Annotated in this window: 24 protein-coding genes; 8 read left to right on the forward strand and 16 right to left on the reverse strand. The window is 48.6% G+C overall.

Features of this window, described 5'->3' with window-relative positions:
* Positions 1–33: 33 nt before the first annotated feature.
* Positions 34–1,299, reverse strand: coding sequence for an ATP-dependent Clp protease ATP-binding subunit ClpX (gene clpX, locus ACTHUG_RS08410; protein WP_440385612.1), 1,266 nt, complete (start codon positions 1,297–1,299; stop codon positions 34–36).
* Positions 1,300–1,612: 313 nt separating this feature from the next.
* Between clpX and ACTHUG_RS08415 the strand changes: the two genes are divergently transcribed.
* Together ACTHUG_RS08415 and ACTHUG_RS08420 are read left to right on the forward strand one after the other, a co-directional pair.
* The gene (locus tag ACTHUG_RS08415; protein ID WP_410505886.1) at positions 1,613–2,521 is read left to right on the forward strand and encodes a serine hydrolase; all 909 of its coding nucleotides are present in this window, start codon (positions 1,613–1,615) and stop codon (positions 2,519–2,521) included.
* A gap of 108 nt (positions 2,522–2,629) precedes the next feature.
* Positions 2,630–3,403: a M48 family metallopeptidase gene (locus ACTHUG_RS08420; protein ID WP_070823319.1), complete on the forward strand. Its 774-nt coding sequence runs from the start codon at positions 2,630–2,632 to the stop codon at positions 3,401–3,403.
* Positions 3,404–3,465: 62 nt separating this feature from the next.
* On the opposite strand, the gene ACTHUG_RS08425 is transcribed toward ACTHUG_RS08420, so the two are convergent.
* Entirely contained in the window at positions 3,466–3,960 is a 495-nt protein-coding gene (locus ACTHUG_RS08425; protein ID WP_070823395.1) for a DMP19 family protein, read from the reverse strand.
* Between the two features lie 110 nt (positions 3,961–4,070).
* On the opposite strand from ACTHUG_RS08425, the gene ACTHUG_RS08430 reads away from it, so the two are divergent.
* Positions 4,071–4,268, forward strand: coding sequence for a zinc-finger domain-containing protein (locus ACTHUG_RS08430; RefSeq protein ID WP_036491686.1), 198 nt, complete (start codon positions 4,071–4,073; stop codon positions 4,266–4,268).
* A gap of 3 nt (positions 4,269–4,271) precedes the next feature.
* Positions 4,272–4,628 carry a hypothetical protein gene (locus ACTHUG_RS08435; RefSeq protein ID WP_070823323.1) on the forward strand — a complete coding sequence of 119 codons (357 nt, stop codon included), beginning with the start codon at positions 4,272–4,274 and terminating at the stop codon, positions 4,626–4,628.
* Positions 4,629–4,634: 6 nt separating this feature from the next.
* Here ACTHUG_RS08435 and mutY read toward each other — a convergent pair whose 3' ends face one another.
* A complete protein-coding gene (gene mutY / locus ACTHUG_RS08440; protein WP_440385613.1) occupies positions 4,635–5,669 on the reverse strand; it encodes an A/G-specific adenine glycosylase in 1,035 nt (344 codons plus the stop codon).
* Between the two features lie 162 nt (positions 5,670–5,831).
* Between mutY and ACTHUG_RS08445 the strand changes: the two genes are divergently transcribed.
* On the forward strand, positions 5,832–6,872 hold the full coding sequence (locus ACTHUG_RS08445) for a zinc-dependent alcohol dehydrogenase family protein (protein WP_440385614.1): 1,041 nt from the start codon (positions 5,832–5,834) through the stop codon (positions 6,870–6,872).
* Positions 6,873–6,941: 69 nt separating this feature from the next.
* Here the strand turns inward: ACTHUG_RS08445 and trmA are convergent, their stop codons facing one another.
* The 4 genes from trmA to ACTHUG_RS08465 all read right to left on the reverse strand — a co-directional run bounded on the left by trmA (position 6,942) and on the right by ACTHUG_RS08465 (position 11,082).
* A complete protein-coding gene (gene trmA, locus ACTHUG_RS08450) occupies positions 6,942–8,024 on the reverse strand; it encodes a tRNA (uridine(54)-C5)-methyltransferase TrmA (protein ID WP_440385615.1) in 1,083 nt (360 codons plus the stop codon).
* A gap of 117 nt (positions 8,025–8,141) precedes the next feature.
* Positions 8,142–9,644 (reverse strand): phosphate acetyltransferase, encoded by a 1,503-nt coding sequence (gene pta, locus ACTHUG_RS08455; protein ID WP_440385616.1) that lies wholly within the window; start codon positions 9,642–9,644, stop codon positions 8,142–8,144.
* A gap of 475 nt (positions 9,645–10,119) precedes the next feature.
* Positions 10,120–10,755: a DUF805 domain-containing protein gene (locus ACTHUG_RS08460; protein WP_004519377.1), complete on the reverse strand. Its 636-nt coding sequence runs from the start codon at positions 10,753–10,755 to the stop codon at positions 10,120–10,122.
* An 18-nt stretch (positions 10,756–10,773) separates the two neighbouring features.
* Complete coding sequence (locus ACTHUG_RS08465; protein WP_003745794.1) at positions 10,774–11,082, reverse strand: hypothetical protein; 309 nt, start codon at positions 11,080–11,082, stop codon at positions 10,774–10,776.
* Positions 11,083–11,250: 168 nt separating this feature from the next.
* Between ACTHUG_RS08465 and ACTHUG_RS08470 the strand changes: the two genes are divergently transcribed.
* Positions 11,251–11,562: a helix-turn-helix domain-containing protein gene (locus ACTHUG_RS08470; RefSeq protein ID WP_003745796.1), complete on the forward strand. Its 312-nt coding sequence runs from the start codon at positions 11,251–11,253 to the stop codon at positions 11,560–11,562.
* Between the two features lie 101 nt (positions 11,563–11,663).
* Here the strand turns inward: ACTHUG_RS08470 and prfA are convergent, their stop codons facing one another.
* The 5 genes from prfA to ACTHUG_RS08495 form a co-directional block, all read right to left on the reverse strand.
* A complete protein-coding gene (gene prfA, locus ACTHUG_RS08475) occupies positions 11,664–12,740 on the reverse strand; it encodes a peptide chain release factor 1 (protein ID WP_440385617.1) in 1,077 nt (358 codons plus the stop codon).
* A 156-nt stretch (positions 12,741–12,896) separates the two neighbouring features.
* Positions 12,897–14,165, reverse strand: a complete 1,269-nt coding sequence (locus tag ACTHUG_RS08480; protein WP_440385618.1) for an Nramp family divalent metal transporter — start codon at positions 14,163–14,165, stop codon at positions 12,897–12,899.
* 287 nt (positions 14,166–14,452) lie between these two features.
* Positions 14,453–15,220 carry a TatD family hydrolase gene (locus ACTHUG_RS08485; protein ID WP_440385619.1) on the reverse strand — a complete coding sequence of 256 codons (768 nt, stop codon included), beginning with the start codon at positions 15,218–15,220 and terminating at the stop codon, positions 14,453–14,455.
* A 13-nt stretch (positions 15,221–15,233) separates the two neighbouring features.
* Positions 15,234–16,217: an asparaginase gene (locus tag ACTHUG_RS08490; RefSeq protein ID WP_440385620.1), complete on the reverse strand. Its 984-nt coding sequence runs from the start codon at positions 16,215–16,217 to the stop codon at positions 15,234–15,236.
* A gap of 66 nt (positions 16,218–16,283) precedes the next feature.
* Positions 16,284–16,946, reverse strand: a complete 663-nt coding sequence (locus tag ACTHUG_RS08495) for a DedA family protein (RefSeq protein WP_036491712.1) — start codon at positions 16,944–16,946, stop codon at positions 16,284–16,286.
* A 249-nt stretch (positions 16,947–17,195) separates the two neighbouring features.
* Between ACTHUG_RS08495 and ubiD the strand changes: the two genes are divergently transcribed.
* A complete protein-coding gene (ubiD, locus tag ACTHUG_RS08500) occupies positions 17,196–18,674 on the forward strand; it encodes a 4-hydroxy-3-polyprenylbenzoate decarboxylase (RefSeq protein WP_295862701.1) in 1,479 nt (492 codons plus the stop codon).
* Positions 18,675–18,940: 266 nt separating this feature from the next.
* Here the strand turns inward: ubiD and ACTHUG_RS08505 are convergent, their stop codons facing one another.
* Both ACTHUG_RS08505 and rpsO read right to left on the reverse strand, forming a co-directional pair.
* On the reverse strand, positions 18,941–21,034 hold the full coding sequence (locus tag ACTHUG_RS08505) for an AsmA family protein (protein WP_440385621.1): 2,094 nt from the start codon (positions 21,032–21,034) through the stop codon (positions 18,941–18,943).
* Positions 21,035–21,209: 175 nt separating this feature from the next.
* Positions 21,210–21,479 (reverse strand): 30S ribosomal protein S15, encoded by a 270-nt coding sequence (gene rpsO / locus ACTHUG_RS08510; RefSeq protein WP_003679932.1) that lies wholly within the window; start codon positions 21,477–21,479, stop codon positions 21,210–21,212.
* Here rpsO and ACTHUG_RS08515 point away from each other — a divergent pair.
* Positions 21,478–21,687, forward strand: a complete 210-nt coding sequence (locus ACTHUG_RS08515; RefSeq protein WP_440385622.1) for a hypothetical protein — start codon at positions 21,478–21,480, stop codon at positions 21,685–21,687. The two genes, rpsO and ACTHUG_RS08515, sit on opposite strands and share 2 nt — an antisense overlap.
* Before the next feature lie 3 nt (positions 21,688–21,690).
* Here ACTHUG_RS08515 and ACTHUG_RS08520 read toward each other — a convergent pair whose 3' ends face one another.
* Positions 21,691–22,446 carry a formylglycine-generating enzyme family protein gene (locus tag ACTHUG_RS08520; RefSeq protein WP_440385623.1) on the reverse strand — a complete coding sequence of 252 codons (756 nt, stop codon included), beginning with the start codon at positions 22,444–22,446 and terminating at the stop codon, positions 21,691–21,693.
* Positions 22,447–22,618: 172 nt separating this feature from the next.
* Positions 22,619–23,788, reverse strand: coding sequence for a copper-containing nitrite reductase (gene nirK, locus ACTHUG_RS08525; RefSeq protein ID WP_004519389.1), 1,170 nt, complete (start codon positions 23,786–23,788; stop codon positions 22,619–22,621).
* Positions 23,789–23,900: the final 112 nt, after the last annotated feature.

Consider the following 23,900-nt stretch of genomic DNA (forward strand, 5'->3'; position numbering starts at 1 on the left):
CGGTTACACGTCTTTTTCCTCAAAGAATCAGTTTTACTGTTTGTATTCGCTGCCGTCTTTTCGGAAAAGTTTTGGCTGATCGCCTTTTTCCACCACTTCTTTATTGATGACGACTTTGGCGACGTCTTTCAAATCTGGCAGGGCATACATGGTGTCCAAGAGGCAGCGTTCGACGATAGAGCGCAGGCCGCGCGCACCGGTTTTGCGTTCCATTGCCAGTTTGGCGATGCTGCGCAAAGCGTCTTCTTCAAACTCAAGGCTGACATCTTCCATTTCAAACAAGGTTTGATATTGTTTGACCAAGGCGTTTTTCGGTTCGGTCAAGATATTGACCAAAGCATCTTCGTCCAATTCCGCTAATGTGGCAATCACGGGCAGACGGCCGATCAACTCGGGAATCAAACCGAATTTAATCAAGTCTTCAGGCTCGACGGTTTCAAACAGGGCTGAAATATCGGCGTTTTCATCTTTGCTGTGTACCGCCGCACCAAAGCCGATACCGCCTTTTTCAGTACGTTGGCGGATGACTTTTTCCAAGCCGGCAAATGCGCCGCCGCAGATAAAGAGGATGTTGGTGGTATCAACATTGATGAATTCTTGGTTCGGATGTTTGCGGCCGCCTTGAGGAGGAACGCTGGCTACAGTGCCTTCAATCAGTTTCAGCAAGGCTTGTTGCACGCCTTCGCCGGATACGTCGCGCGTGATGGACGGATTGTCGCTTTTGCGTGAGATTTTATCGATTTCATCGATATAGACGATGCCGCGCTGGGCTTTCTCAACGTCAAAATCACATTTGCCCAAAAGTTTGGTGATGATTTGCTCGACGTCTTCACCGACATAACCGGCTTCGGTCAAAGTTGTGGCATCTGCCATGACAAAAGGGACGTCTAGTTTGCGCGCCAAAGATTGCGCCAACAGGGTTTTACCTGAGCCGGTAGGGCCGATAAGCAGGATGTTGGATTTGGACAATTCAACCTTGCCGTCTGCTTTTGGATGGCGCAGGCGTTTGTAGTGGTTGTAAACCGATACTGCCAACGCTTTTTTTGCGTGTTCCTGGCCGATAACGTGGTCGTTGAGGTTGGCAACGATTTCGGCAGGGGTAGGCAGTTTTTTCTCGGCATTTTCTTCTTTTACTTTGGCAAATTCGTTTTCAATCTCGCCGGACTCGTTGTCTTGCAGCATCAGGCCGCAAGTTTCCACGCATTCGTTGCAGATGAAGGCGTGTTCGCCTTCAATCAGATTTTTAACGTCGTTTTCAGACTTTCCGCAGAATGAACAGGTGCGTTTTTCTTCAGACATAATAATTTCTTCGTATGGTTGTATGGAGGCTGTGTTGTAAAGGTGAAACAGATATTTCGGGCGTATTGCCGGATTGAGGGAATGCCTCTGACAAAGGTGCCTAAGTATAATGACTATCTTGTGTTTTTTCAAATCAGAGCAGGTATCGCGCCGTATCGTCTGAGAAACAGATGAGGGCACTGGATTTGAATATCTCGCAAACAAACGCAAAGTTTTCTCAACTCGCTTTACAATTGCCGAAAAATTTAACAGAATGTTGAATTAAATGTATTTTTTTGAATTGGCAGATATGAAATTCTATAAAACTTTAGGAATGGTATGGACAGGTGTGGCATTGGCCTTTGCTTCTGCGCCTGCCGTTGCCGATGATATGGATGTATTGGGACAATTTTTGGAGCAAAATTTCCCAGTGCAAAATGACCCGATGGAAGCTTTTGCGTTGAGTCATGCCGACCAAGTCGAAGCTCAAGCCGCTTTGGCAGGTCCTCTGCTGTCTTCGCAATCGGCTTTGATTTTCAATAATAAAACCGGTGAAGTGCTGTATCAGAAAAACCCTGATCGTGTCATGCCGATTGCCTCTATTTCCAAATTGATGAGTGCGATGGTGGTTTTGGATGCGCATCTGGATATGAACGAGCCTATCACGATTACCGAGGCTGAAATCGACCGTCTGAAAGGTACGGGCAGCCGTTTGAGCATCGGCACGACACTGACACGCGGCGAACTGTTGCACCTGAGCCTGATGAGCAGTGAAAACCGTGCCACTCATGCATTGGGCCGTACCTATCCGGGCGGTATGAGTGCGTTTGTTGCGGCCATGAATGCCAAAGCGCAAAGCCTGGGTATGACCAGCAGCCGTTTCTATGAGCCTACCGGTTTGAATTTCCAAAATGTTTCCACTGCACGCGATTTGAACCGTATGGTTGCGGCAGCCAGCAAATATCCGCTGATCCGTAAAAATTCGACTTCAAATTACGGCTCGGTGTTGACGGCAAATGGCCGCCAAAACTATAAAAACTCCAACGCCTTGGTGCGTGAGGGCAGCTGGAATATCGAATTGCAGAAAACCGGCTATATCCGTGAAGCCGGACGTTCTATGGTAGTTAAGGCCAATGTACAGAATCAGCCGATTACCATCGTATTGCTCAACTCTCCGTCTTCTACAACCCGCGTAAATGATGCGCGTAAGATTGAGTCTTGGATGTTGCAGCGCCGTTCTTAAATATTACGCTTAAAGGCCGTCTGAAACCGTTCAGACGGCCTTTTGTGTCAAATGTATTAAATTTGGTTACAATGTCGTTACATTAATTTTAAAACACAGAGAGAAAACATGTTGAAAAAATGGAATAAAAAATATTGGGCCGGCATGGGCGTGATTTTGGCGTTGACCGGCTGTACTTCCGTAGCGGATATGGTTGGCTACGATACCGCGACTTTAAATGAAGACGCAGCTAAAAGTTACTCACAAGTCATTCAAAAAGCGCGTGGTCAAAAAGCCTTGGATGTTTCATCGCCAACTGCTCAACGCGTTCAACGCGTGTTTGCGCGCCTGCGTCCTCATGCTGAACGTGCCAACAAAACCGGTGTGCCTTTCAATTGGCAGATGAACGTTATCCGCAGCAATGAAATGAACGCTTGGGCGATGCCGGGCGGTAAAATGGCTGTGTACACCGGTATCGTAGAAAAATTGAAGCTGACGGATGATGAAATTGCTGCCGTTGTCGGCCATGAAATGACCCATGCTTTATTAGAACACAGCAAAAAAGCTTTGGGCGGACAAGTATTGACCGGCTTGGGCGGTTCGATTTTGGCCAGCTCAACCGGTGTGGATGGCGATTTGGTCGGCTTGGGTGCAGATTTGTTGGCAACCAAACCGTTCTCGCGTCATCAGGAAAGCGAAGCGGATGCCGGCGGTGTGCGTTTGATGGCTGAAGCAGGCTACAACCCTGAGGCTGCGGTAAGCGTGTGGGAAAAAATGAACAAAGTACAGGGCGGCAGCTCATTGTCTATTTTGTCGACCCACCCGACTAATCAGGCGCGTATCAATGCAATCCGCAAAATGTTGCCTGAAGTAATGCCGATTTATCAGAAAAACAAACGTTAATGTGATGCACTTATAATTTTGCCGGTTTGAACGGATGATTCAAACCGGCAAAGTTTTAGGTTTCAGTCTGACAGTTTTGCAAATTTATCCCAATTTGCCTGAACGTAGGCTGCTGCGGTTTCCAAGTCTTCGTCGGCAACGTCATAATAATCGCCATCAAGTTCTTCAAAATCGGGAAAAGCTTTGCGGATTTCGTCGAAATCCCTTTGTTCGTCTGCCATTTTTTCAATAGCTTCGCCGTGTTTTTCGTACAGTGCTTTGGCTTTGTCTAGGATTTTCGGTATCGGTTTGATGCGCCAGCGGCGCAGGCTGTCGGCAACCGGGTTGCAGAAGATGTATTCTCCGTATCCTGAAGCGATAAGCTGTACGAAGCCGCCTTCTTGAACTTGGCTGTCGAGATAGCAGAGCGCGGTTAATGTATGCTGTTCGTCATTGAGGCCGGACATTTCCTCGTCGCCTGCCTGTTCGGTGTGGTCCAAATAGGCTGCGCTGAGTGTATAAAGAAATGAAGCGGAATCGGAAGTGTCGAAATCTTGAATGCTAAGCAGGGTGGTCATCATCAAAGGCCGTCTGAAAAAAGTGATTATATAATGTTTTCAGTCTGAACCTAGCGGCCGTTTTGCTTTACAATATTAGAAGATAAGAAAACATAGTGAGGAACCAAACCATGAGTACACAATCTGAAAAAAACGTTGTAGTCATCAAGCCGCAGGATTTGCCGCTGCATTGCTCCGGCCCTAATCATGAAACATGGAACGGCCATCCGCGCGTGTTCTTGCCGATTCAGTCCAACAGCGAGATTGAATGCCCGTATTGCAGCACTTACTACCGGCTTGATGGCGAGATTCCGCATCACCATTACTGATCTATGCCTATGTTGAACAAAATCATCTGCGCCTTGTGCCTGAGTTTGTGCGCTGCGTGCGGCTCGTATAAGGCCGTGCGCCCTGATGCGCCGTTACCGGTCATTGCACAGGCGCAGACGTATTCTGTCCGTTATCAATCCGCACAAGGTCGGACGATTACCGCAATTTATATCAACAGCCACAGCCCGATGATGGTTGAGCTGCATGAAGGCAATACGGTTGAGAAACTGGTTCAAGTCCGCTTGCGCAGTCAGGGAGTAGAGTACGCCAATCCAAGCTCGCGTTGGCAGATTGGCGATGGTTTTGCCGTATTGATTCGCGGCGGGAAAGAAGTTGTATTTAAAGAGATTGTGGAATAGGGTGGTTTAGCCTTTAGCCAAATATTTGATTAAAGGTTTGGGCAAACCATAATCCTCCAAATGTTCCGCTGATACCCAAAGGCCGTCTGAAAGATGTTCAGACGGCCTTTGTTGCGTCTGAAAAGGGGTAATCATCAATAAGCGGTGGGTCAGGCGGTGGGTAAACGTGGTTTGTTCTTCAAGGCCGTCTGAAACAATGCCGAAGCGTTCGGCGTAAGCATACAAATCGTCTAATTTTTCAAAACAGGGTACGCAATACAGACCGCCCCAAATACCTTTGGCAGGGCGTTTTTCAAGCAATAATGCGCCGTCAGTGTTATAAATAATCAGCCAATAAAGCGGTAGGGTTTGCACTTCGGGAGCAGTTTTTTTGCGGGGCAGTTCGTCAATGCGGTTTTGTTTTCTTGCTTCGCAGATGTCTGCCATAGGGCATTGATGGCAAAAAGGTTTTGTCCGTTTGCAGACGGTTGCGCCCAAATCCATCAGCCCTTGTGTATAGGCAGGCATATCGGTGTTTTTAGACGGCAGCAGGCTTTCGGCAAGTGTCCAGAGCGAGTTTTCAAATTTTTTGTCTTGCGGATTGCCGTCTTGGGCAAAGACACGGCAGAGAACGCGTTTGACGTTGCCGTCCAAGATGGTTTCTCGTCGGTTGAAAGCAAAGGCAGAAATGGCGGCGGCGGTACTTCTGCCTACGCCGCAGAGCGTTTCCAAGTCTTTGCGTTCGGAAGGAAAGATGCCGCCGAATTGTCCGACGACTTGTTGCGCGGCTTTGTGCAGGTTGCGTGCGCGGCTGTAATAGCCCAAGCCTGCCCACAAGGATAAAACCTCGTCTTGCGGTGCGGCGGCAAGCGATTGTACGGTTGGGAATTTGGCTAAGAAACGCGGATAGTAGTCCAATACGGTAGCAACCTGCGTTTGTTGGAGCATGATTTCTGAAAGCCAGACGGAATAAGGGTCTTTGACCTGCCAAGGCAAGTCGTGACGGCCATGCTGCCGCTGCCAATCGATGAGTTGTCGTGCAAAGGATGTAGGTGTGTCCATTAATATTTACTTTTTAATTATTTATTTTCAAAACAGTATGTTACGGTATAATATGCAAAATAATAATCAGGATTGACTTATCTGGTAGAGGGGTATATAAATATAGTTAACGTGGATTTACGCTGTATTGTTAAAATTTATTAACCGCTCAAGGAGATTCACATGAAAGCAATGGTTTATCACGGCGCAAACGACATCCGTTTTGAAGAAAAACCCCGCCCTCAAATTATCGATCCGACCGATGCAGTCGTCAAAATCGTTAAAACCACGATTTGCGGTACTGACTTGGGTATTTGGAAGGGTAAAAACCCTGAAGTTGCCGACGGTCGCATTCTCGGTCATGAGGGCATCGGTATTGTAGAAGAAGTCGGCGATGCTGTAAAAAACATCAAAGTCGGTGATAAAGTCATTATTTCATGTGTCAGCAAATGCTGTACTTGCGACAACTGTAAAATCCAACTTTATTCACACTGCCGCAACGGCGGTTGGATCTTGGGCTATATGATTGACGGTACTCAGGCCGAATACGTCCGTACGCCTTATGCCGACAACAGCTTGGTTCCGCTGCCTGACAACGTCAATGAAGAAGTTGCCTTGCTGTTGAGCGATGCCTTGCCGACCGCCCACGAAATCGGCGTGCAATACGGTGATGTGAAACCCGGCGATACCGTATTCATCGCAGGTGCAGGCCCTGTTGGTATGTCTGCGTTGTTGACTGCGCAACTGTATAGCCCTGCCGCCATCATTGTTTGCGATATGGACGAAAACCGTTTGAAACTGGCGAAAGAATTGGGCGCAACCCATACCATCAGCCCGACTTCCGGCGACGTAAGCAAACAAGTTGCCGCTATCGTCGGCGAAGACGGCGTAGATTGCGCCATCGAAGCAGTCGGTATCCCTGCGACTTGGAATATGTGCCAAGACATCGTGAAACCCGGCGGTCATATTGCTGTGGTTGGTGTACATGGTCAATCCGTTGATTTCAAACTGGAAAAACTGTGGATTAAAAACCTTGCCATTACTACCGGCCTGGTTAACGCCAATACCACCGAAATGCTGATGAAAGCCATTTCCAGCAGCTCAGTGGATTACACCAAAATGATGACCCACCATTTCAAATTCAGCGAATTGGAAAAAGCTTACGATGTATTCAAACACGCTGCTGAAAACCAAGTCATGAAAGTGGTTTTGGAAGCGGATTGATTTGAAAATCGCTTAATATGCTGTTAATTAAAGGCCGTCTGAACATTCAGACGGCCTTTTTGTATGGTTTTATTTTTTCTTCAACCAAACGCCGCTTTCGATATGGTGGGTAAATGGGAATTGGTCGAACAGGGCGGCGCGTTCGATGGTATGGGTTTGACAGAGCGTGTCGAGGTTGGCGCGCAGGGTCTCAGGATTGCAGGAAATATAGAGAACGTTGTCGAATCGGGCAACCAATTTGAGCGTCTCATCATCGACACCAGCGCGCGGAGGATCAACGAAAATAGTTGAAAAATCATAGTCTTTCAAGTCGATGCCTTGTTCTTGCAGACGGCGGAATTCACGGTTTTGCGTGTAGGCCTCGGTAAACTCTTCCGCAGACAGGCGGGTGATTTTGAGATTGGTAATTTGGTTGGCTTCAATATTCCACTGGGCGGCATTGACGGAAGTTTTGGAAACTTCGGTCGCCAACACTTGATTGAAATGTTGCGAAAGCGGCAGGGTGAAATTGCCGTTGCCGCAGTACAGCTCAAGCATGTCTTTGCCTAAGTTTTGCGCGGCATCACACGCCCACGTCAGCATTTTTTGGCACACTTGGGCATTGGGTTGGGTAAAGCTGCCTTCGATTTGACGATAGCGGAAGGTCTTGCCGTTGACTGTCAATGCTTCGGTCACAAAATCTTGGCTCAATACGATTTTTTGTCCGCGGCTGCGGCCGATGATATGAATGCCCAAATTGTGCGCCAGCTCTTGCGCGGCTTGTTGCCATACTTCGTTCAGCTTCTTGTGGTAAATCATGGTCACTAGCATTTCACCGCCTAAAGTGGATAAAAATTCGACGGCGTACCAGCGGTTTTTCAGCTCGGGATGATTGGATGCGGCTTCAATCAGTTTCGGCATCAAGGCATTGATGGATTCGGACGCGGCAGGAAATTGGTCGCAACGGATCAGGCTTGCCCCGCTTGCCTTTTGCCCGCGTTCAAACATGGCGTAAAACATTTCGCCGCCTTCATGCCAGATGCGGAACTCGGCACGCATTCTGTAATGCTGTTCCGGAGATTCAAAGACTTCGATTTCTGGAAAATCCAGTCCTTGGAAAAGTTGCTGAAGATATTGCTTTTTGTCGGCTAGTTGTTGCTGGTAGGCAGTCATCGGGGCAGTCTTTCAGAAAATAATGGCGAATTATAATATAGTTGGCGCAAAGATACGAAAGGCCGTCTGAAACATCGGTTTCAGACGGCCTTTGATTTCAAAGCATCAGCTTGTCAATCAGCCTTGCATTTGTTTGGCTTGAACGGCAGTCAGGGCGATGGTGAAGACGATGTCTTCAATCAATGCGCCGCGGGACAAGTCGTTAACCGGTTTACGCAAGCCTTGCAGCAACGGGCCTACGCTCAGGACGTTGGCGCTGCGTTGTACGGCTTTGTAAGTACAGTTGCCGGTATTGAGGTCTGGGAAAACCAAAACGGTTGCTTGACCGGCAACAGCGCTGCCCGGAGCTTTGGATTTGCCGATAGATGGAACGGTAGCTGCATCGTATTGCAACGGACCTTCGATAGCTAAATCAGGGCGTTTCTCTTTCGCCAGTTTGGTTGCTTCGATCACGGCATCGACATCAGGGCCGCTGCCTGAGTTGATGGTGGAGTAGGAAATCATGGCCACTTTCGGATCGATACCGAAAGCTTTGGCGCTGTCGGCAGATTGGATGGCGATGTCGGCCAGTTGTTCCGGTGTTGGGTTCGGATTAACCGCGCAGTCGGCAAATGCCAATACTTGGTTAGGCAGTAACATGAAGAATACGCTGGATACGAGGCTTGCACCAGGAGCGGTTTTAATCAGTTGCAGGGCAGGGCGGATGGTGTTGGCAGTGGTGTGGACTGCACCGGAAACCAAACCGTCCACGTCGTTTTGAGCCATCATCATGGTGCCCAGTACGACGGTATCTTGCAGCTGTTTGCGGGCATCTTCCGGAGTCAGGCCTTTGGATTTGCGCAATTCACACATAGGCTCGACGTATTGCTCAACCAAAGAAGCAGGATCAATGATTTCCAAAGAATCAGGCAGGGAAATGCCGCGCTCTTTCGCTACGGCTTCAACTTCTTCGCGGGTCGCCAACAGTACGCAACGGGCGATGCCTTTTTCGTGACAGATGGCGGCGGCGGCGACGGTGCGCGGTTCGGCGCCTTCAGGCAGAACGATGCGCATATTGGCTTTTTGTGCGAAATCGATCAGGTTGTAACGGAATTGGGCAGGAGACAGGCGTTTGGCTTCGCGTTTGGCCAAAGCGGATACGTCTTGCAACTTGTCGCTGGAGCCGAAGAAAGTCAGGCCGGTTTGCTCGGCAACTTGTGCGCCTAAAGCGGCGGCTACGCCGTCAATGATGAAACCTTCCAATACGCCGGGGGAATTGGTGTAGAGCTGTTTGGCGAGGTTTAATTGTTGGGCGATGGCGGCTGCATCGGTGTTGTCGGATTTCAGCGCCAATACAACGCCTGCGTCCAAAGACAGCGCCAATTCGACGTTTTTGCCTGCCAAGAACAATTTGTCCGCATCAGGAGTAATGCCTTCGATAACGAGGTTATCTGCGTTCAATGCTGCAACTTTACCGACAAGTGCGTCAAACCAGTCGTCGCTCTTGCCTTGAGCCAACAGGGCTTCTGTAGTAGAGTCAACGGCTTGGAAAACTTGTGCATTCAATGCCGCTGCAAATGCTTTTGCCGCTGCATCGGCGCTCAGGCCGGTAGATACCGGTGCGATCAGGATTTTTGCCATTTTGTGTCCTCTCTTTCGGTGATTGTAGAAGGGTGTTGCTGTGGCGCAGCTGGTGCTGCATTTTATCACTTTGGGATAACATATACACAGCCATATTGACATATGTCATCAGGCCGTCTGAAAAGTATAAACGCAATGGACCAAATCCATCAATCCCCCATTGCTGCCAAAAGCTCGGCTTGATGCTCGGCAATCAGGGCATCATGATTTTCTCTAAAAGTGTCAGTTTATATATTTACTCAAAATAAATATTTTTTAATTTTAAAAAAGATCGCACTATTTTAAATATACTGTTCATAGGGGAAATTCTGGTATTCAGGTAATTTAGAAATGGAGATCAGTGATTGAAGGTTAAGTCATAATTTTTGGAAGTATTAGAGTATCAGTAAAATAGAAATGAGTAAGACAAAGTTTGATTAATTCATTGGGAAAGGCCATCTGAAATTTTTGTTTCAGATGGCCTTACTCTAGAAGGTTAGTTTTCAGGCATACTACCCCATTGATTATCCCCATTGAAGGATGGTTGGCACATCAAAACAATTAGCCAGATTGGGCCAATAATAGGAATAAGTATAATGAGAAACCACCAACCTGATTTTCCTATATCATGGAGACGTCGAATAACGACAGATAAAGATGGAATAATTACAGCTAGAGCAAATAGGTAATATAGGAGGAAGAAAATATCTCCAAGACTTCTGCTAATTTCAGACATTATTATTGCGACAATAAAAATGGAAAAATCTGCAATTATTCTAAAGAGTGTATATCCCCAAAATTCTCGTTTGGATGCTCTCCCTGAAAATTGTGCATAACGTTTAGATAGCGTTTCCAAAAATAAGGCAAACAGTGATAATTGTCCATTTTCATTTCTGGATTGCGCCACAGTATTGAATGCATTTACGACATTATTAGATGAACTGCTATTTAGTGCCTTGTAAATACCAATAGCCTGACCATCTCCATTAATATCAAAATCAACATTCATGCCTCGAGTAGGAATGTTTTGTTCTTTCCATTCTTCGCTTTTAAATGGATAACGCTTACCATCCTCCCCGTTGATCAGACCACCACCGTTTTGAATTGAAAAGTCTAAAATTTGTCCCTTCATTTGTATCACTCCTAATATTTAATTGATTTCTAAGTAGAAACTACTTTTATCTTTATTCTGCCATTTGATTGAGTAAGTGATGTTTTCACTTCCTTTTGTTGTGGTCAATTTGGCAGAACATACTCTTATTTCGGCATCATGATTAACGGCAGTTTCTTCCACATCATCCAATGAAACAAATTGACCTAAAAGAAATGAGCGTTGGTTAATGATTTTTTTAACCAAATCTTCTGCATCACTTGAACCGCATGAAGGTAAGCCCCCCATACAACCAGTTAATAACATCACTGGTAAAATCCCAGCAAAGAGATAGTGTTTAATTTTCATTTGGTCACCTCAAGATTTAAAGTTTCATAAAAATGGAAAAGTACAGTAAAACTGTATGAAGTATTGCATTTAAGTATTTTTATGTCAAGAAGTACAGTAATACAATTTCAATTGAATCTATTTCTCTCTAATATCTTTTGCATGAATATAAGTCGTGCAATTAGATTTTTGAGAAAACAAAAAGGTTGGACACAGCAGCAACTTGCTGATTTTGCAAATACTTCGAAAAGTAATATCTCCAATCTTGAGAATGGTAATCAAGGATACAGTGAGGCTATCTTAAAATATCTTGCTGATGCATTGGGATGCCGTGTTTCGTCTATTTTTCTGCTAGCAGAATACTTGGAAAGACAGCAAAACAATACATTAAAGGATTTAGAAGAAATGCCGGTCGAACTGATTTTTTTACAACTTCCTGAACCTTTACAACAGTCTTTTAAATTATTGATGATCCAGACCTTGGAGCAAATCTCAAAATAAATACTGTTTTATAGGTTTGTTTGTTTTTAAATAAAAGCCGTCTGAAATTTACATTTCAGACGGCTTTTATATTGGTAATGATGATCAGAGTGAGGCAAATATCAATCCCCCATTGCCGCCAAAAGCTCGGCTTGATGCTCGGCAATCAGGGCATTGGTGATTTCTTCCAAGTCGCCGTCCATCACAAAATCCAGTTTGTGCAAGGTGAGGTTGATACGGTGGTCGGTCACGCGGCCTTGGGGGTAGTTGTAGGTACGGATGCGCTCGCTGCGGTCGCCGCTGCCGATGAGGGATTTGCGTTCGGCGGCTTCTTTGGCTTGGGCTTCGCGTTTTTGCGCGTCGTTTAAGCGGGCGGCGAGGACTTTCATCGCCTGCGCCTTGTTGGAGTGTTGGCTGCGGCCGTCTTGGCATTCGACCACCATGCCGGTGGGCAGGTGGGTGATGCGGACGGCGGAGTCGGTTTTGTTGATGTGCTGACCGCCCGCGCCGGATGCGCGGAAGGTGTCGATGCGCAGGTCGGCCGGGTTCAACTCGATGTCTTCGAGTTCGTCCGCTTCGGGCATGACGGCGACGGTGCAGGCTGAGGTGTGGATACGGCCTTGGCTTTCGGTGGCGGGGACGCGCTGCACGCGGTGGCCGCCGGATTCGAATTTCAGACGGCTGTACGCACCCAAACCGACGATGCGGGTGATGACTTCTTTATAGCCGCCCAACTCGCTTTCGTTGGCGGAAACGATTTCGACCTGCCAGCGGTTGCGCTCGGCGTAGCGGCTGTACATGCGCAGCAAATCGCCTGCAAACAGCGCGGCTTCGTCGCCGCCCGTTCCGGCGCGCACTTCGATGAAGATGTTTTTGTCGTCGTCGGCATCTTTGGGCAGCAAGAGTTTTTGCAGTTCGGTATCGAGTGTGTCGATTTTGGCTTTCGCCGCTTCGATTTCTTCGGCGGCAAAGTCTTTCATTTCGGGATCGGACAGCATTTCTTCGGCATCCGCCAAGTCGCTTTGCGCCAGTTGATAGTTTTGAAACACTTCGACCACGGGCGTCAATTCGGCGTGTTCGCGCGTGAGCTTGCGGTAGTTGTCCATATCGGACGTGGCTTCGGGCTGTCCGAGCAAATGCGTGACTTCTTCCAGTCGGTCGCTGAGTTGTTGTAGTTTTTCTAAGATAGACGGCTTCATAAATTTTCCAAAATACGGATGCCGTCGAGTGGTCTGCAACGGCGAAATAAGGCGTTATTATAATGGGTTTGAATGAAAATTCAAAAAGATATGATGGATTGGAAAGGCCGTCTGAAACCTGTTTTGAAGTTTCAGACGGCCTTTTTTCATATGTGCTTATTTAGGCGCAGCCAAAATGCCTGTTTGGTTCAGTAGGAACAAAACGGTAAAGCCGGTCAAATAAATCAAACCGATAATGGCGAGGAAGTTCATGCCCATGGTCAATTTGTGGCGTTTGTCGCTTTTGACGAGGCGGTAGTTCAACCAAGCGAACACAGGGGCGGCAACGAAAGCGGTAATCATGGCGAATTTGAGCAGCTCCGCCATTGCGCTGTTGAACCAGAAAATCACGGCCAAGCCTGAGCCTGCGACCCAAATGTTCCAAGCAAACAGCTCGACGTTACCGGTTTTGTCTTTACTGCGCAGCAGGCGTACCGGTTCGGCAATCGCGCGTGCGTAGCCGTCCACTACGGTAATGGTGGTGCCGTACATACAGGCAAAGGCGATAAATGCCACCAGTGGACGCGACCAGTCGCCGATGGTCACGGCGTACATATTAATCAGTTGGCCGACATATTTGCCGCCCGCCATTTGCACTTCTTCGCCGTTGCCGTATTGGACATATGCACCCAAGGCGAGGAAGACGACTGCCAAAATCGCGCTGGTAATGTAGCCGACGTTGAAGTCAAAAATGCCGTCGCGGTAGCTGGAAGGGTTGATGCGTTGTTTTTCAGTAACCCACAAAGAGTTGATGGCGGAAATTTCAATTGGCGCAGGCATCCAGCCCATCAGCGCGATGAGGAAGCCCAAGCCTGCCAGTGTCCATGGGGTAGGCTCGATAAAGTCGGGTTTCATCTGCATGCCGCGAGACATGGCCACGGCGGCTGCGGCGACGGTGGCGATGGTCAGGCTGACGATGATGATTTTGGAAACGTTGTCCAATGCTTTATAGCGGCCGCTTGCCAAAATCAGCAGGCAGGAAACCATAATCATGACGGACACCATGCCAGCATCGAAAGTCAGCGACGGGATCGCCATTTTGACGATGGCGGCGGTAACGATGGCGACTGCACCGGCATTAATCGTTGCCGATGCAATACATAAAATCAAAAATACCCACAAATAAACGCGGCTTTTTTCGGCATAGCCCTCAATCAGGCTTTTGCCTGTGTCCAGCGTGTAATGTGCGCTGAAGCGGAAAAACGGGTATTTGAACAGGTTGGTCAGAATAATAATCAGCGCAAGCTGCCAGCCGTAAAGTGCGCCTGCCTGCGTGGAGGCAATCAGGTGCGAACCGCCGACTGCCGCCGAAGCCATCATGATACCCGGGCCGAGAGCATTGATTTTGCTCTTCCAGGTGGAAGCGTGTGTATGTTGTTCAGTCATAATTAGTTTCCGCCTTTTTCAGACGGCCTTATTATCAAAAAAAAGCATATTTTAACGTAAATAAAAAGTTTGCCCAATAATATGCGTAATACTTTTTATCAATCAAAAGGAAAATACGGTGTTAAAAAGCCGAGATGACGGAATGAACGATATTTTGTGCCAAAAACATTTTTTCAGACGGCCTTGTATCGCTTTTTATTCATGAACATGGGGTAGGGAGGGCTGAGTGTGTCGGTTTGGAAACGGAACGGCCGGGCGAGGCTTTTTGATGCCTTGAGGCCGGCATATTAAGGGGAAGTATGGAGCAGGGAATCCACGTTTTGCTCGGTTATCTCGGCCAGTTGTGCCAGCGGTACGCCGCGTAGTTCGGCGGCAATTTCGGCGATACGGCGGATGTTGGCCGGGGTATTGGTTTCGTGGCCGAACATAAAGGGGCTGTCGGTTTCGAGAACGAAATCCGTGTCGTCTAAGGCTTGTAAGGCGGCACGGACTTTTTTGGCATTGGGATTGAGCAGCAGCGAGCCTATGCCGATTTTGAAGCCGAGTTTCACCAAAATCCGCGCTTCTTCTACGCTGCCGGAGAAGGCGTGGACGATACCGCCTTGCGTGAAACCGGCGGTTTTGACGGCGGCGGCAATGGCGGCGGTGGCTTTCAGATTATGAATGATGACACGGCGGTTGAGGTGTTGGGCGAGGGTAAGTTGGCGGATAAAGACGTCAGTCTGCGTGTTGCGTTGTGCTTGGGTTTGCTCTTTTCCATAAAAATCCAAACCGATTTCGCCAACCCATGCTTGCGGATGCCGGATTAATTCTTTCTCTAACTCTTGGAATGCCGTTTCGTTGAGGCCGTCTGAAAACCACGGATGAATGCCCAAAGCAATATGGATGTTTTCAGACGGCCTTTCCAACTGCGCAACAGAGTGCCAATCTTTTGGGGACGTAGCCGGTACAATAAAACGCGCCACACCGGCGGCTTGCGCTTCGGCAAGCACAGTAGGCAGCGTGCTGGCAAGTTTGGGGTCGGCAAGATGGCAGTGGGTGTCGGTGAAAGTCATATTAAATGGCGGTTTACAGCAGATTTAATTGTCTCAATTCTTGTTGCACCTTATCCGCATCCCAGTCATGCGATACGGCAAGGGTCATCAGCGCGGTGGCCGTTTCAAGATTGCATTTGCCGCCGTTGATGATGCCTGCCTGACGCAAAGCATCGCCTTGGGCATAGACGGCGGCGGCGCAACCTTGCGGCACTTGGCTGATGTTGAGCAACAACTTGCCTTGTTGTGTAAAGGCTTGGACGGCTCGGACAAATGTATCGTTGCTTGGCGCATTGCCGTGGCCGTAGCTTTGCAGAATCAGGGCTTGGGCGTAAAGGTGGGGCAGGCCGTCTGAAAGTTCTTGCGCGGCATAACCGGGAATCAGCGTGCGGACGGAAACTTTGGCTTCAGGATTTGGAAGACGCGGTTTGAGGCCGTCTGAATGTTGGGTCGGGGCGGTACGGATATTGTGCCAACCTTTGTTTTCCTCCCATTCGGCGAGCGCGCCAAAATGCAAGTTGTCGAAACCTGCGGCGGTCTCGGTGCTGACCTTGCTGCTGCCGACGGCAGGGAAGAGCTTGCCGTCAAAGGCAATCGCCACTTGTTTGAGCTTGAGCGAGAAAGCGGAAACGGCGGTGGCCAGGTTGCGCGGCGCATCGCTGTTGGCGGCATCGTAAGGCCATTGCGAGCCGGTCAGGATAACGGGTTTGTCCAAACCTTGCAGCGAGAGGGCGAAGAGGTTGGCGGTGTATGCCATGGTATCCGTGCCGTGCAACACCAAAATGCCGTCATAGTCAGGCAGCTTGGCGATAATAAGCTCCAACCAGTCGCGTTGGTTTTGCAGCGTTACCGCGGAAGAATCGATGAGCGGCTGACAAACGTGCCATACGAAATCAAGGCCGTCTGAAAAGGGGGTAAGGGCTTTATCGACGAGAGCGGTATCGGGACGCAGGCCAGCGCTGCTTTGGGTCATGCCAATGGTGCCGCCGGTGTAGAGGACGAAGATTTTTTGTTTCATGGTGTTTCTGATGAATGATTAAGGCCGTCTGAAAGAGGGGAAGTGTTTCAGACGGCCTGGAATGATTTATTGATTGGTTTGTTTTTTGGCTTTTGCCGCGCGTTTTTCGTGCAGCTTCTCGCGGAAGAAGGTGTGGCGGCGGTGTTTTTTCCACCAAATCCAACCGACAATGACTGCGCCGATGCCCAGTACGATAAAGATACCTGATTGCAGGCTGTGCATTTTTTTCATCAGCCAGTCGGTATTGCGTGCGCCGTATTCACCCAAATAAATCCAAACCGGAACGGAAATCAGCGCGGCCAAACCGTCCATCAGGATGAAGCGCAGGTAGGAAACCTTGCGGCTGATGCCTGCGGTCACGAAAACTGCAGTACGCAGGCCGGGCAGGAAACGGGCGACGAATAAAACCCAGTTTCCGTATTTGTCGAATTTTTCCTGTACTTGGGCATAGCGTTTGGGCGTCATCACGCGCGCAATTGGTTTGAATTTAAGGATTTTTTGCCCCCAAATCCGGCCGGCCGCAAACATAAAGCCGTCACCTACCAATACGCCGAGCATACCGACGGCAAACATAATATGCGAGTTGGTATAACCCAGGCCGGAAATCACACCGCCGGTTACCAGCGTCAAATCTTCAGGAATCGGCACGCCGAAGCCGCAAATAACCAAAACGAAAAACACGGCTGCATAGCCGTATTCAACGAAAAAAGATTCTAAAAATGCAAACATGGCCGCCGTCCCACGATAGATATTGATTGATGACTGGATTAAGTTGGAATTCTACCAAAGATAAGGCCGTCTGAAAGCAATCACAAGCAGATATTGTTCAAATTTGACGGTAGTTTGCAAAAAATATGGAAATTCGGACGCGGAAAGTTGGGATATAGACGGATTTGGCAGGTACAATAGCCACTGGTTTATCTTTCAAACCCGAAATGGCGGTCTGTTTTAAGACGGCCTGTTCAGGAAAATGAAATCATGAAATACAGAGATTTGCGAGAATTTATCGCCGGATTGGAAGCTGATGGCAAACTCAAGCGCATTCAGCATCCGGTGTCGCCGCATTTGGAAATGACCGAAATCGCCGACCGCGTATTGCGCGCCGAGGGGCCGGCGTTGCTGTTTGAAAACCCGATTAAGCCCGACGGTACGCGCTACGATTATCCCGTGTTGGCGAATCTGTTCGGCACGCCCGAACGCGTGGCGCTGGGCATGGGTGCGGACAGTGTGTCCAAGCTGCGCGAAATCGGGCAGACGCTGGCGTATTTGAAAGAACCCGAACCGCCCAAAGGCATTAAAGACGCGTTTTCCAAACTGCCGCTGTTGAAAGATATTTGGAGCATGGCGCCGAACGTGGTGAAAAATGCGCCGTGTCAGGAAATCGTGTGGGAAGGCGAAGACGTTGATTTGTATAAACTTCCGATTCAGCATTGCTGGCCGGAAGACGTTGCGCCGCTGGTAACGTGGGGCTTGACCGTCACGCGCGGTCCACACAAAAAACGCCAAAATCTCGGTATTTACCGCCAACAATTAATCGGCAAAAACAAACTGATTATGCGCTGGCTGTCGCATCGCGGTGGCGCGTTGGATTATCAGGAGTTCCGTAAACTCAATCCCGATACGCCGTATCCTGTCGCCGTCGTACTCGGTTGCGACCCTGCCACTATTCTCGGAGCGGTAACGCCTGTACCCGATACCTTGAGCGAATACCAATTTGCCGGACTGTTGCGTGGTTCGCGGACGGAGCTGGTAAAATGTATCGGCAATGATTTGCAAGTGCCTGCCCGTGCTGAAATCGTGTTGGAAGGCGTGATTCATCCAAACGAAACCGCGCTGGAAGGCCCATACGGCGACCACACGGGCTATTACAACGAGCAGGACCATTTTCCTGTGTTTACGGTCGAACGCATCACCATGCGTGAAAACCCGATTTACCACTCTACCTACACAGGCAAACCACCCGATGAGCCTGCTGTTTTGGGCGTGGCGTTGAACGAGGTGTTCGTCCCGCTTTTGCAAAAGCAGTTCCCCGAAATCACCGATTTCTATCTGCCACCCGAAGGCTGCTCCTACCGCATGGCGGTGGTCAGCATGAAAAAACAGTACGCCGGACACGCCAAGCGCGTGATGATGGGCTGCTGGTCGTTCCTGCGCCAGTTTATGTACACCAAATTCATCATCGTGGTGGATGACGATGTGAACGTGCGCGACTGGAAAGAAGTCATCTGGGCAGTCACCACGCGCATGGATCCCGTACGCGATACCGTTTTGATGGAAAACACGCCCATCGACTACCTCGACTTCGCCAGCCCCGTCAGCGGACTCGGCGGCAAAATGGGTTTGGATGCGACCAACAAGTGGCCGGGCGAAACCGACCGCGAATGGGGTCGTGTGATCAAAAAAGACCCTGCCGTTACGGCCAAAATCGATGAGATTTGGGAGAGTTTAGGCTTGTAGATGTCATTTCTATTGGAATTTATACTTCAAATCGTGATGGAAATGATTGGGGCAGTGTTTGAAGGTACGGTAGAAATATTGAGGCTCGATTGGAGAAAAAGAAAACTCTCCAAAGAAGGCTTGATAATGTTGACCGTATGGTCTGCCGTCATTGTTGCACTGATTGTGTATATGGTCATTCCTAAGTAAACATCTTATTCTGACAATACATCTGTTAAAAGGCCGTCTGAAACTTTTGGGTTTCAGACGGCCTTTAATTTGAAAATTTAGCGCGGTTTGAGCCACTTCCATTGTTCTTGTATGGTTTCTTGCAGGGCTTTTTGTTTTTCTGCCGGTGTGTTCATGCCATTGGTCAAGCGGCTGTAATCAAGGGTAATGGAAGGGTTTTGTACGGTTCCGCCGATTTTGAGGGGAAACGGTTTGTTTTTGGGTTGCAGTACGTTGCTGATAAGCAGGTTTTCGGACAGCTTTTGGGTATTCAAATCGGTATAGCCGCTGCTGACAACGTGCAGGCTGTCGGAAAACAGTTCGGTGTTGATATGATGGCTGATGCCTTTCTCGATTTCACTATTAAGGATGAAATGATGGAAAGGGGTTTTGAGGTTGCTGTTGTCGATTTTTTCCGAAGAGATGCCGTTTTTCAGAATGCTGTCCATATCGATGCCGTGCCATGCGCCGTTGGTAATATCGAGGAGCAGGCTGCCGTTTAGGGCTTGTATCATTTGCGCGCGGTCGTTACCGGAAGTTTGAATGTCGATAACGGCGTCGCCGCTGCCGCTGAAGCTGTGGAAGCCGAACAAGTCCTGCAGCAGCGGCTGAATTTGTATGCCTTTTGCGTTTTGCTGAAGGTGGTAGGAAGCGGGTTCGGTGGCCGCAATACTCAGTCCGCCTTCTGTTTTGCCGCCATAAAGCCCGGCTTTGAAACGGTGCAGGGCGATATGTTCTTTATCTGCGGTAAGCAGGGATTCGACGTTTTCAAGTTGCAGGCCGGCAGTTTGAATGGTGCCGATTTGGAGGTTGGCCTCAATGTCGGGCAGCCAGGATTTGGCCAGCAGGGAAGGAAGACTGAGTGACGGCTGGGTTTTCAGGTCTTCTAAGTAAGGGGTCAGATTAAGTTTTTGTAAGGCGATACCGGCGTCAAGGTGCGGACGCGGTTGGGCGTCGCGTTGGTATTTAAAAGCCAAGGCGAGGGCTTGTCTGTCAAATGCGCCTTTCAGACGGCCTTCCCATGTATTCAGGCTGAAGTTGGCCTGCCCTTCGAGTGTGCTGATGAAGCGTGGACGGGGAAGGCGGTTGATGGTGTCTTGCAGGGTGCTGAGGTGCAGTTTGGGCGCATCGATGCCTTTGCCTTTTTGCCAAACCAACGGGCTGGAAAAGGTAAAGTTGGTTTGGAGGCGGTCGTTTTTATGGCTGCCTTTGAGTTCAAAATTAGCGGCGGTTAAAACGGTTGCGTAGAGGTTGGCTTTGTCCAGTTTGAATGAGCCGTCCCATTGGTTGTTTTCGCTGCCGGCGGTCAATGCGCCGTTGAGTGTATTAAGGTGTAAATAGCCGTTTTTGAATTGCAATAAGGGCGAACGTGCGTTGATATGCAAGTTTTGAAAGCCGCTTTCGGCTTGCAGATTGAAGTCGCGGAGTAGGGCGGTTTGGTTTTGCCAATTAAGGCTGCCTGCGATTTGGGCATCCAGCTTGTTTTTGAGTAATACGGTTTGCAGGTTCAGCTTAAGGGCGGGAACACTCCAACCGGCATTGTTGGGTACCAGATAGCCTGCACCCTGCCAACTGATAGGATTGCCGATGTTTTGCAGTGTGCCGCTGATGTCGAAGGGATGGCCGTCTGAATCGGCTTGCTGCAGGGAAAATTGCAGATTGTTTAAGGCAATATTTTGCTCTTTAGTGTGATAACGGATGCTGCCGTTATTGATGATGATGCGGTTGAGCTGAAAACTTTCTTTTGACGATGGGTCTTGTTGCAGGCAGGCGGGCAGATGGTGTTTTGAGTCCAGTGTCAGTGTCGGGTTTGAAAGAATCCATTTCTCAATTATGGGCGTATCCGACCATAGGCTGCTCCAACCAAAGCCCATTTTGGATTCGGCGATGTTCAGCGTCGGTGTGTCAGGTTCGGAAGAGGAAAGGCTGAGGTCTTTTAAAATCAGCGTGGGGCGCGGCAGCCATTTTCTGTCGATAGTGGCGTTGTATTTGATTTGGCAGCCATGGGCGGAAAAGTTTTTTTGTATGAATGCGTCGATGTTTTCTGTGTTGAATATGCGGAACATTAAGGCACTCAATACCGCCGCGAGGCATAAAAGCGCGGTAATGCTGAAAACCAGGGTTTTCAGCCAAAATTTTCCTGAGTGCAACATGGAATGAACAGACAATTCAGATTCTCGCTTTGATGGGAGCTTTAAGGAGTGATTGGGAGTTTAAGCCTTGCTGCTTAAGCGTGTGGAAGTATAACACAGAGTAGGCCTGTGTTTCAGACGGCATGGGCATGTGAATAAAAACACCGCCCAAAGGCGGTGTTGATTTAAGCATAAATTATTTACGCAGACCCAGGCGGGTAATCAGTGTACGGTAAGTATCAGGCTGAGTACGGCGCAGGTAAGACAGCAGGCGACGACGTTGGCTAACCATTTTCAACAGGCCGCGACGGCTGTGGTGGTCTTTAGGGTTGGCTTTGAAGTGAGGAGTCAGGTCGTTGATGCGGAAAGTCAACAGAGCGACTTGTACTTCAGAAGAACCAGTATCGCCTTCTTTACGTTGGAAATCTTTAACAATTTGTGCTTTTTGTTCTACGGTCAATGCCATGATGGATAACTCCGAAAATAAAAGAACCTTTTCAGGTTCGGACAAGTTTGCCAAGCCAAACGACCTAAGCAAACTCCTAAGTGCCTTTTTAGAAAGACGGGCGGATTATGCCACAATTTGTCTTTGTGCGCCATATCTTTTCAGATGGCCAAAAAAAGCGGCGATACCTTCCAGTACCGCCAAAGCTGCTTTGGTGATAAAAAACTAAACTTTATTTGCTCGCACAGCGGAAGCCCAAGTTATTTAAAACATATTTGGACTGCAGGCTGGTGCGGATGCCGTAGCGCAAGAAAGCAGCATAGTTGGATGGGTCGCTTGAGCCTACGGATGCGCCGCTACAGAACATTTGTGTGTTGGATGAGCCGGCTGAGAGTTGGCTGCTGTTGAAGTCTTCAGTCCATTCCCAAATCAGGCCGTGCATATCGTATACGCCCCAATAGTTGGGTTTGTTTTTACCGATGTCGTGCAGACCGTTGCGGCCACCGTCTGCATACCAATCCAAGATGGTGCGGTTGTAGCCGGGTTCGGCAGAGCCGTCTTTTTGAGTGGTAGAAGCCAAGCCTGCAAATTCCCACTCGTCAATAGTCGGCAGGCGTTTGCCTTTGGAAACGCAGTAGGCATTGGCGGCAAACCATGAAACATTGGTTACCGGGTGTTTGAGTTCGCTGGCTTTAGGCGCATAACTGTTGCTGCCGTTTTTTACCCAATGTTTCAGGTAAGCTTTTTCAGCTTGTTTAGAGCTAATTTTGTCTTTTTGCCATTGTGGATGTGTTTTCACAAATTCGGCAAATTCAGCATTGGTTACAGGATATTTGTCAAGTTGGAAGGGTTTGACTTTAATAAGGGAAGTCTCTTTTTTAAGATAGAGAGGGCGATAGCTGCCTCCTTCGATTTTTACCATTTCGGCTGCAAATGTATTGCCGCAGATTAAGGCACTGCCTAAGAGGAGGAGTCGTATGAGTTTCATGGTACGCCCTTATTATCGATTGAAACAGAAAATTTATTTTTAAGATAGCCTAATCATAACAAGGCCGTCTGAAAAATCAATCTGTCTGATTGAATAGGAAGATTAATTGTGATGGAAGCCACTGCGACTCTAAGAGAAGAGTAGCAGTGGCTTGGCGTATTAAACCGAGGGATTATTTAGCGGCTTCAGAAGCAGCAGGTGCGGCAGACGCAGCGGCTGGAGCAGAAGCGGCAGCACCGGCAGGTTGGTAAACGGTGTCGCTCAGTTTTTTGGTCATGATTTCAGGGTTTTCGTTACCCTCAACTTTCAATTGACCCAAAGCACCTTTGTTGAACGCACGGAAGATAGAGTGGTCAACTATAGTGTAGCTGCCTGGAATATCGACTTTGAATTCGATCATGGCGGCGCCACCGGCAGGAATCACAGTGCTTTGTACGTTTTCGTTAATCAGTTTACCACCTTCAACATATACTTTGTCGAAGATTTCGCCGATAACGTGGAAAGAAGATACCAAGTTAGGACCACCGTTACCAACGTACATACGAACAGTTTCACCAGCTTTGGCTTTCAGGGCATTGTCGCCGGCGATAGAGCCTACGTGGCCGTTGAATACAACGTATTCAGGTTGTTCGGCAATGGCTTTATCCATATCGAAAGGTTGCAGGCCTTGGGCGCCTTTTTTACCTTTAGTATAGAAGTCGCCTTGTACGATGTAGAACTCTTTGTCCACTTTAGGCAGGCCTTCTTTAGGTTCAACCAAGATCAAACCGTACATACCGTTGGCGATGTGCATACCGACAGGAGCAACGGCACAGTGGTAAATGTACAAACCGGCTTGCAGAGCTTTAAAGCTGAAAGTAGAAGTGTGGCCTGGGGCAGTGAAGGAAGCTTCTGCACCACCGCCTTGACCGGTAGCAGCGTGGAAGTCAACGTTGTGAGGAACGGTAGAAGAAGGATTGTTAGAGAATTCTACTTCTACGGTATCGCCTTCGCGTACACGGATCATTTGGCCCGGAACGTCGCCGTTGAATGTCCAGTAGTGGTATTCAACACCGTCTTCCATAGTCATGGTTTTTTCGACGGTTTCCATTTTAACGCGTACTTTAGCCGGATGATCGCGATCGATTGCAGGTGGAACTTCCGGAGCGTGAGTCATGATGGCATCGACTACAGGCAATTCTGAAGAAGGAGTCTCTGCAGCAGCTTGTGAGTCAGAAGCAGCAGCAGGAGCTTCGGCAGAAGCGGTGGCAGCCGGAGTTTCAGCTGGTTTAGCAGCTTGTTCGCCGCATGCGGCCAGTGCAAATACAGAAGCGATAAGTGCAGCTAAGGTTTGGCGTTTCATGTTTAAAGTTTCCTTATTGTAAGAAAAGTTAAGTATCCTGATAGGATGGTTTGAAATTTTGTATGATTATGTAGGCGCTTGTTTGGGTGCATTTTGACATAAATCAAATTGT

Origin of the sequence: Neisseria sp. P0022.S009 (assembly GCF_051956675.1) — a bacterium.
GTDB lineage: Bacteria > Pseudomonadota > Gammaproteobacteria > Burkholderiales > Neisseriaceae > Neisseria.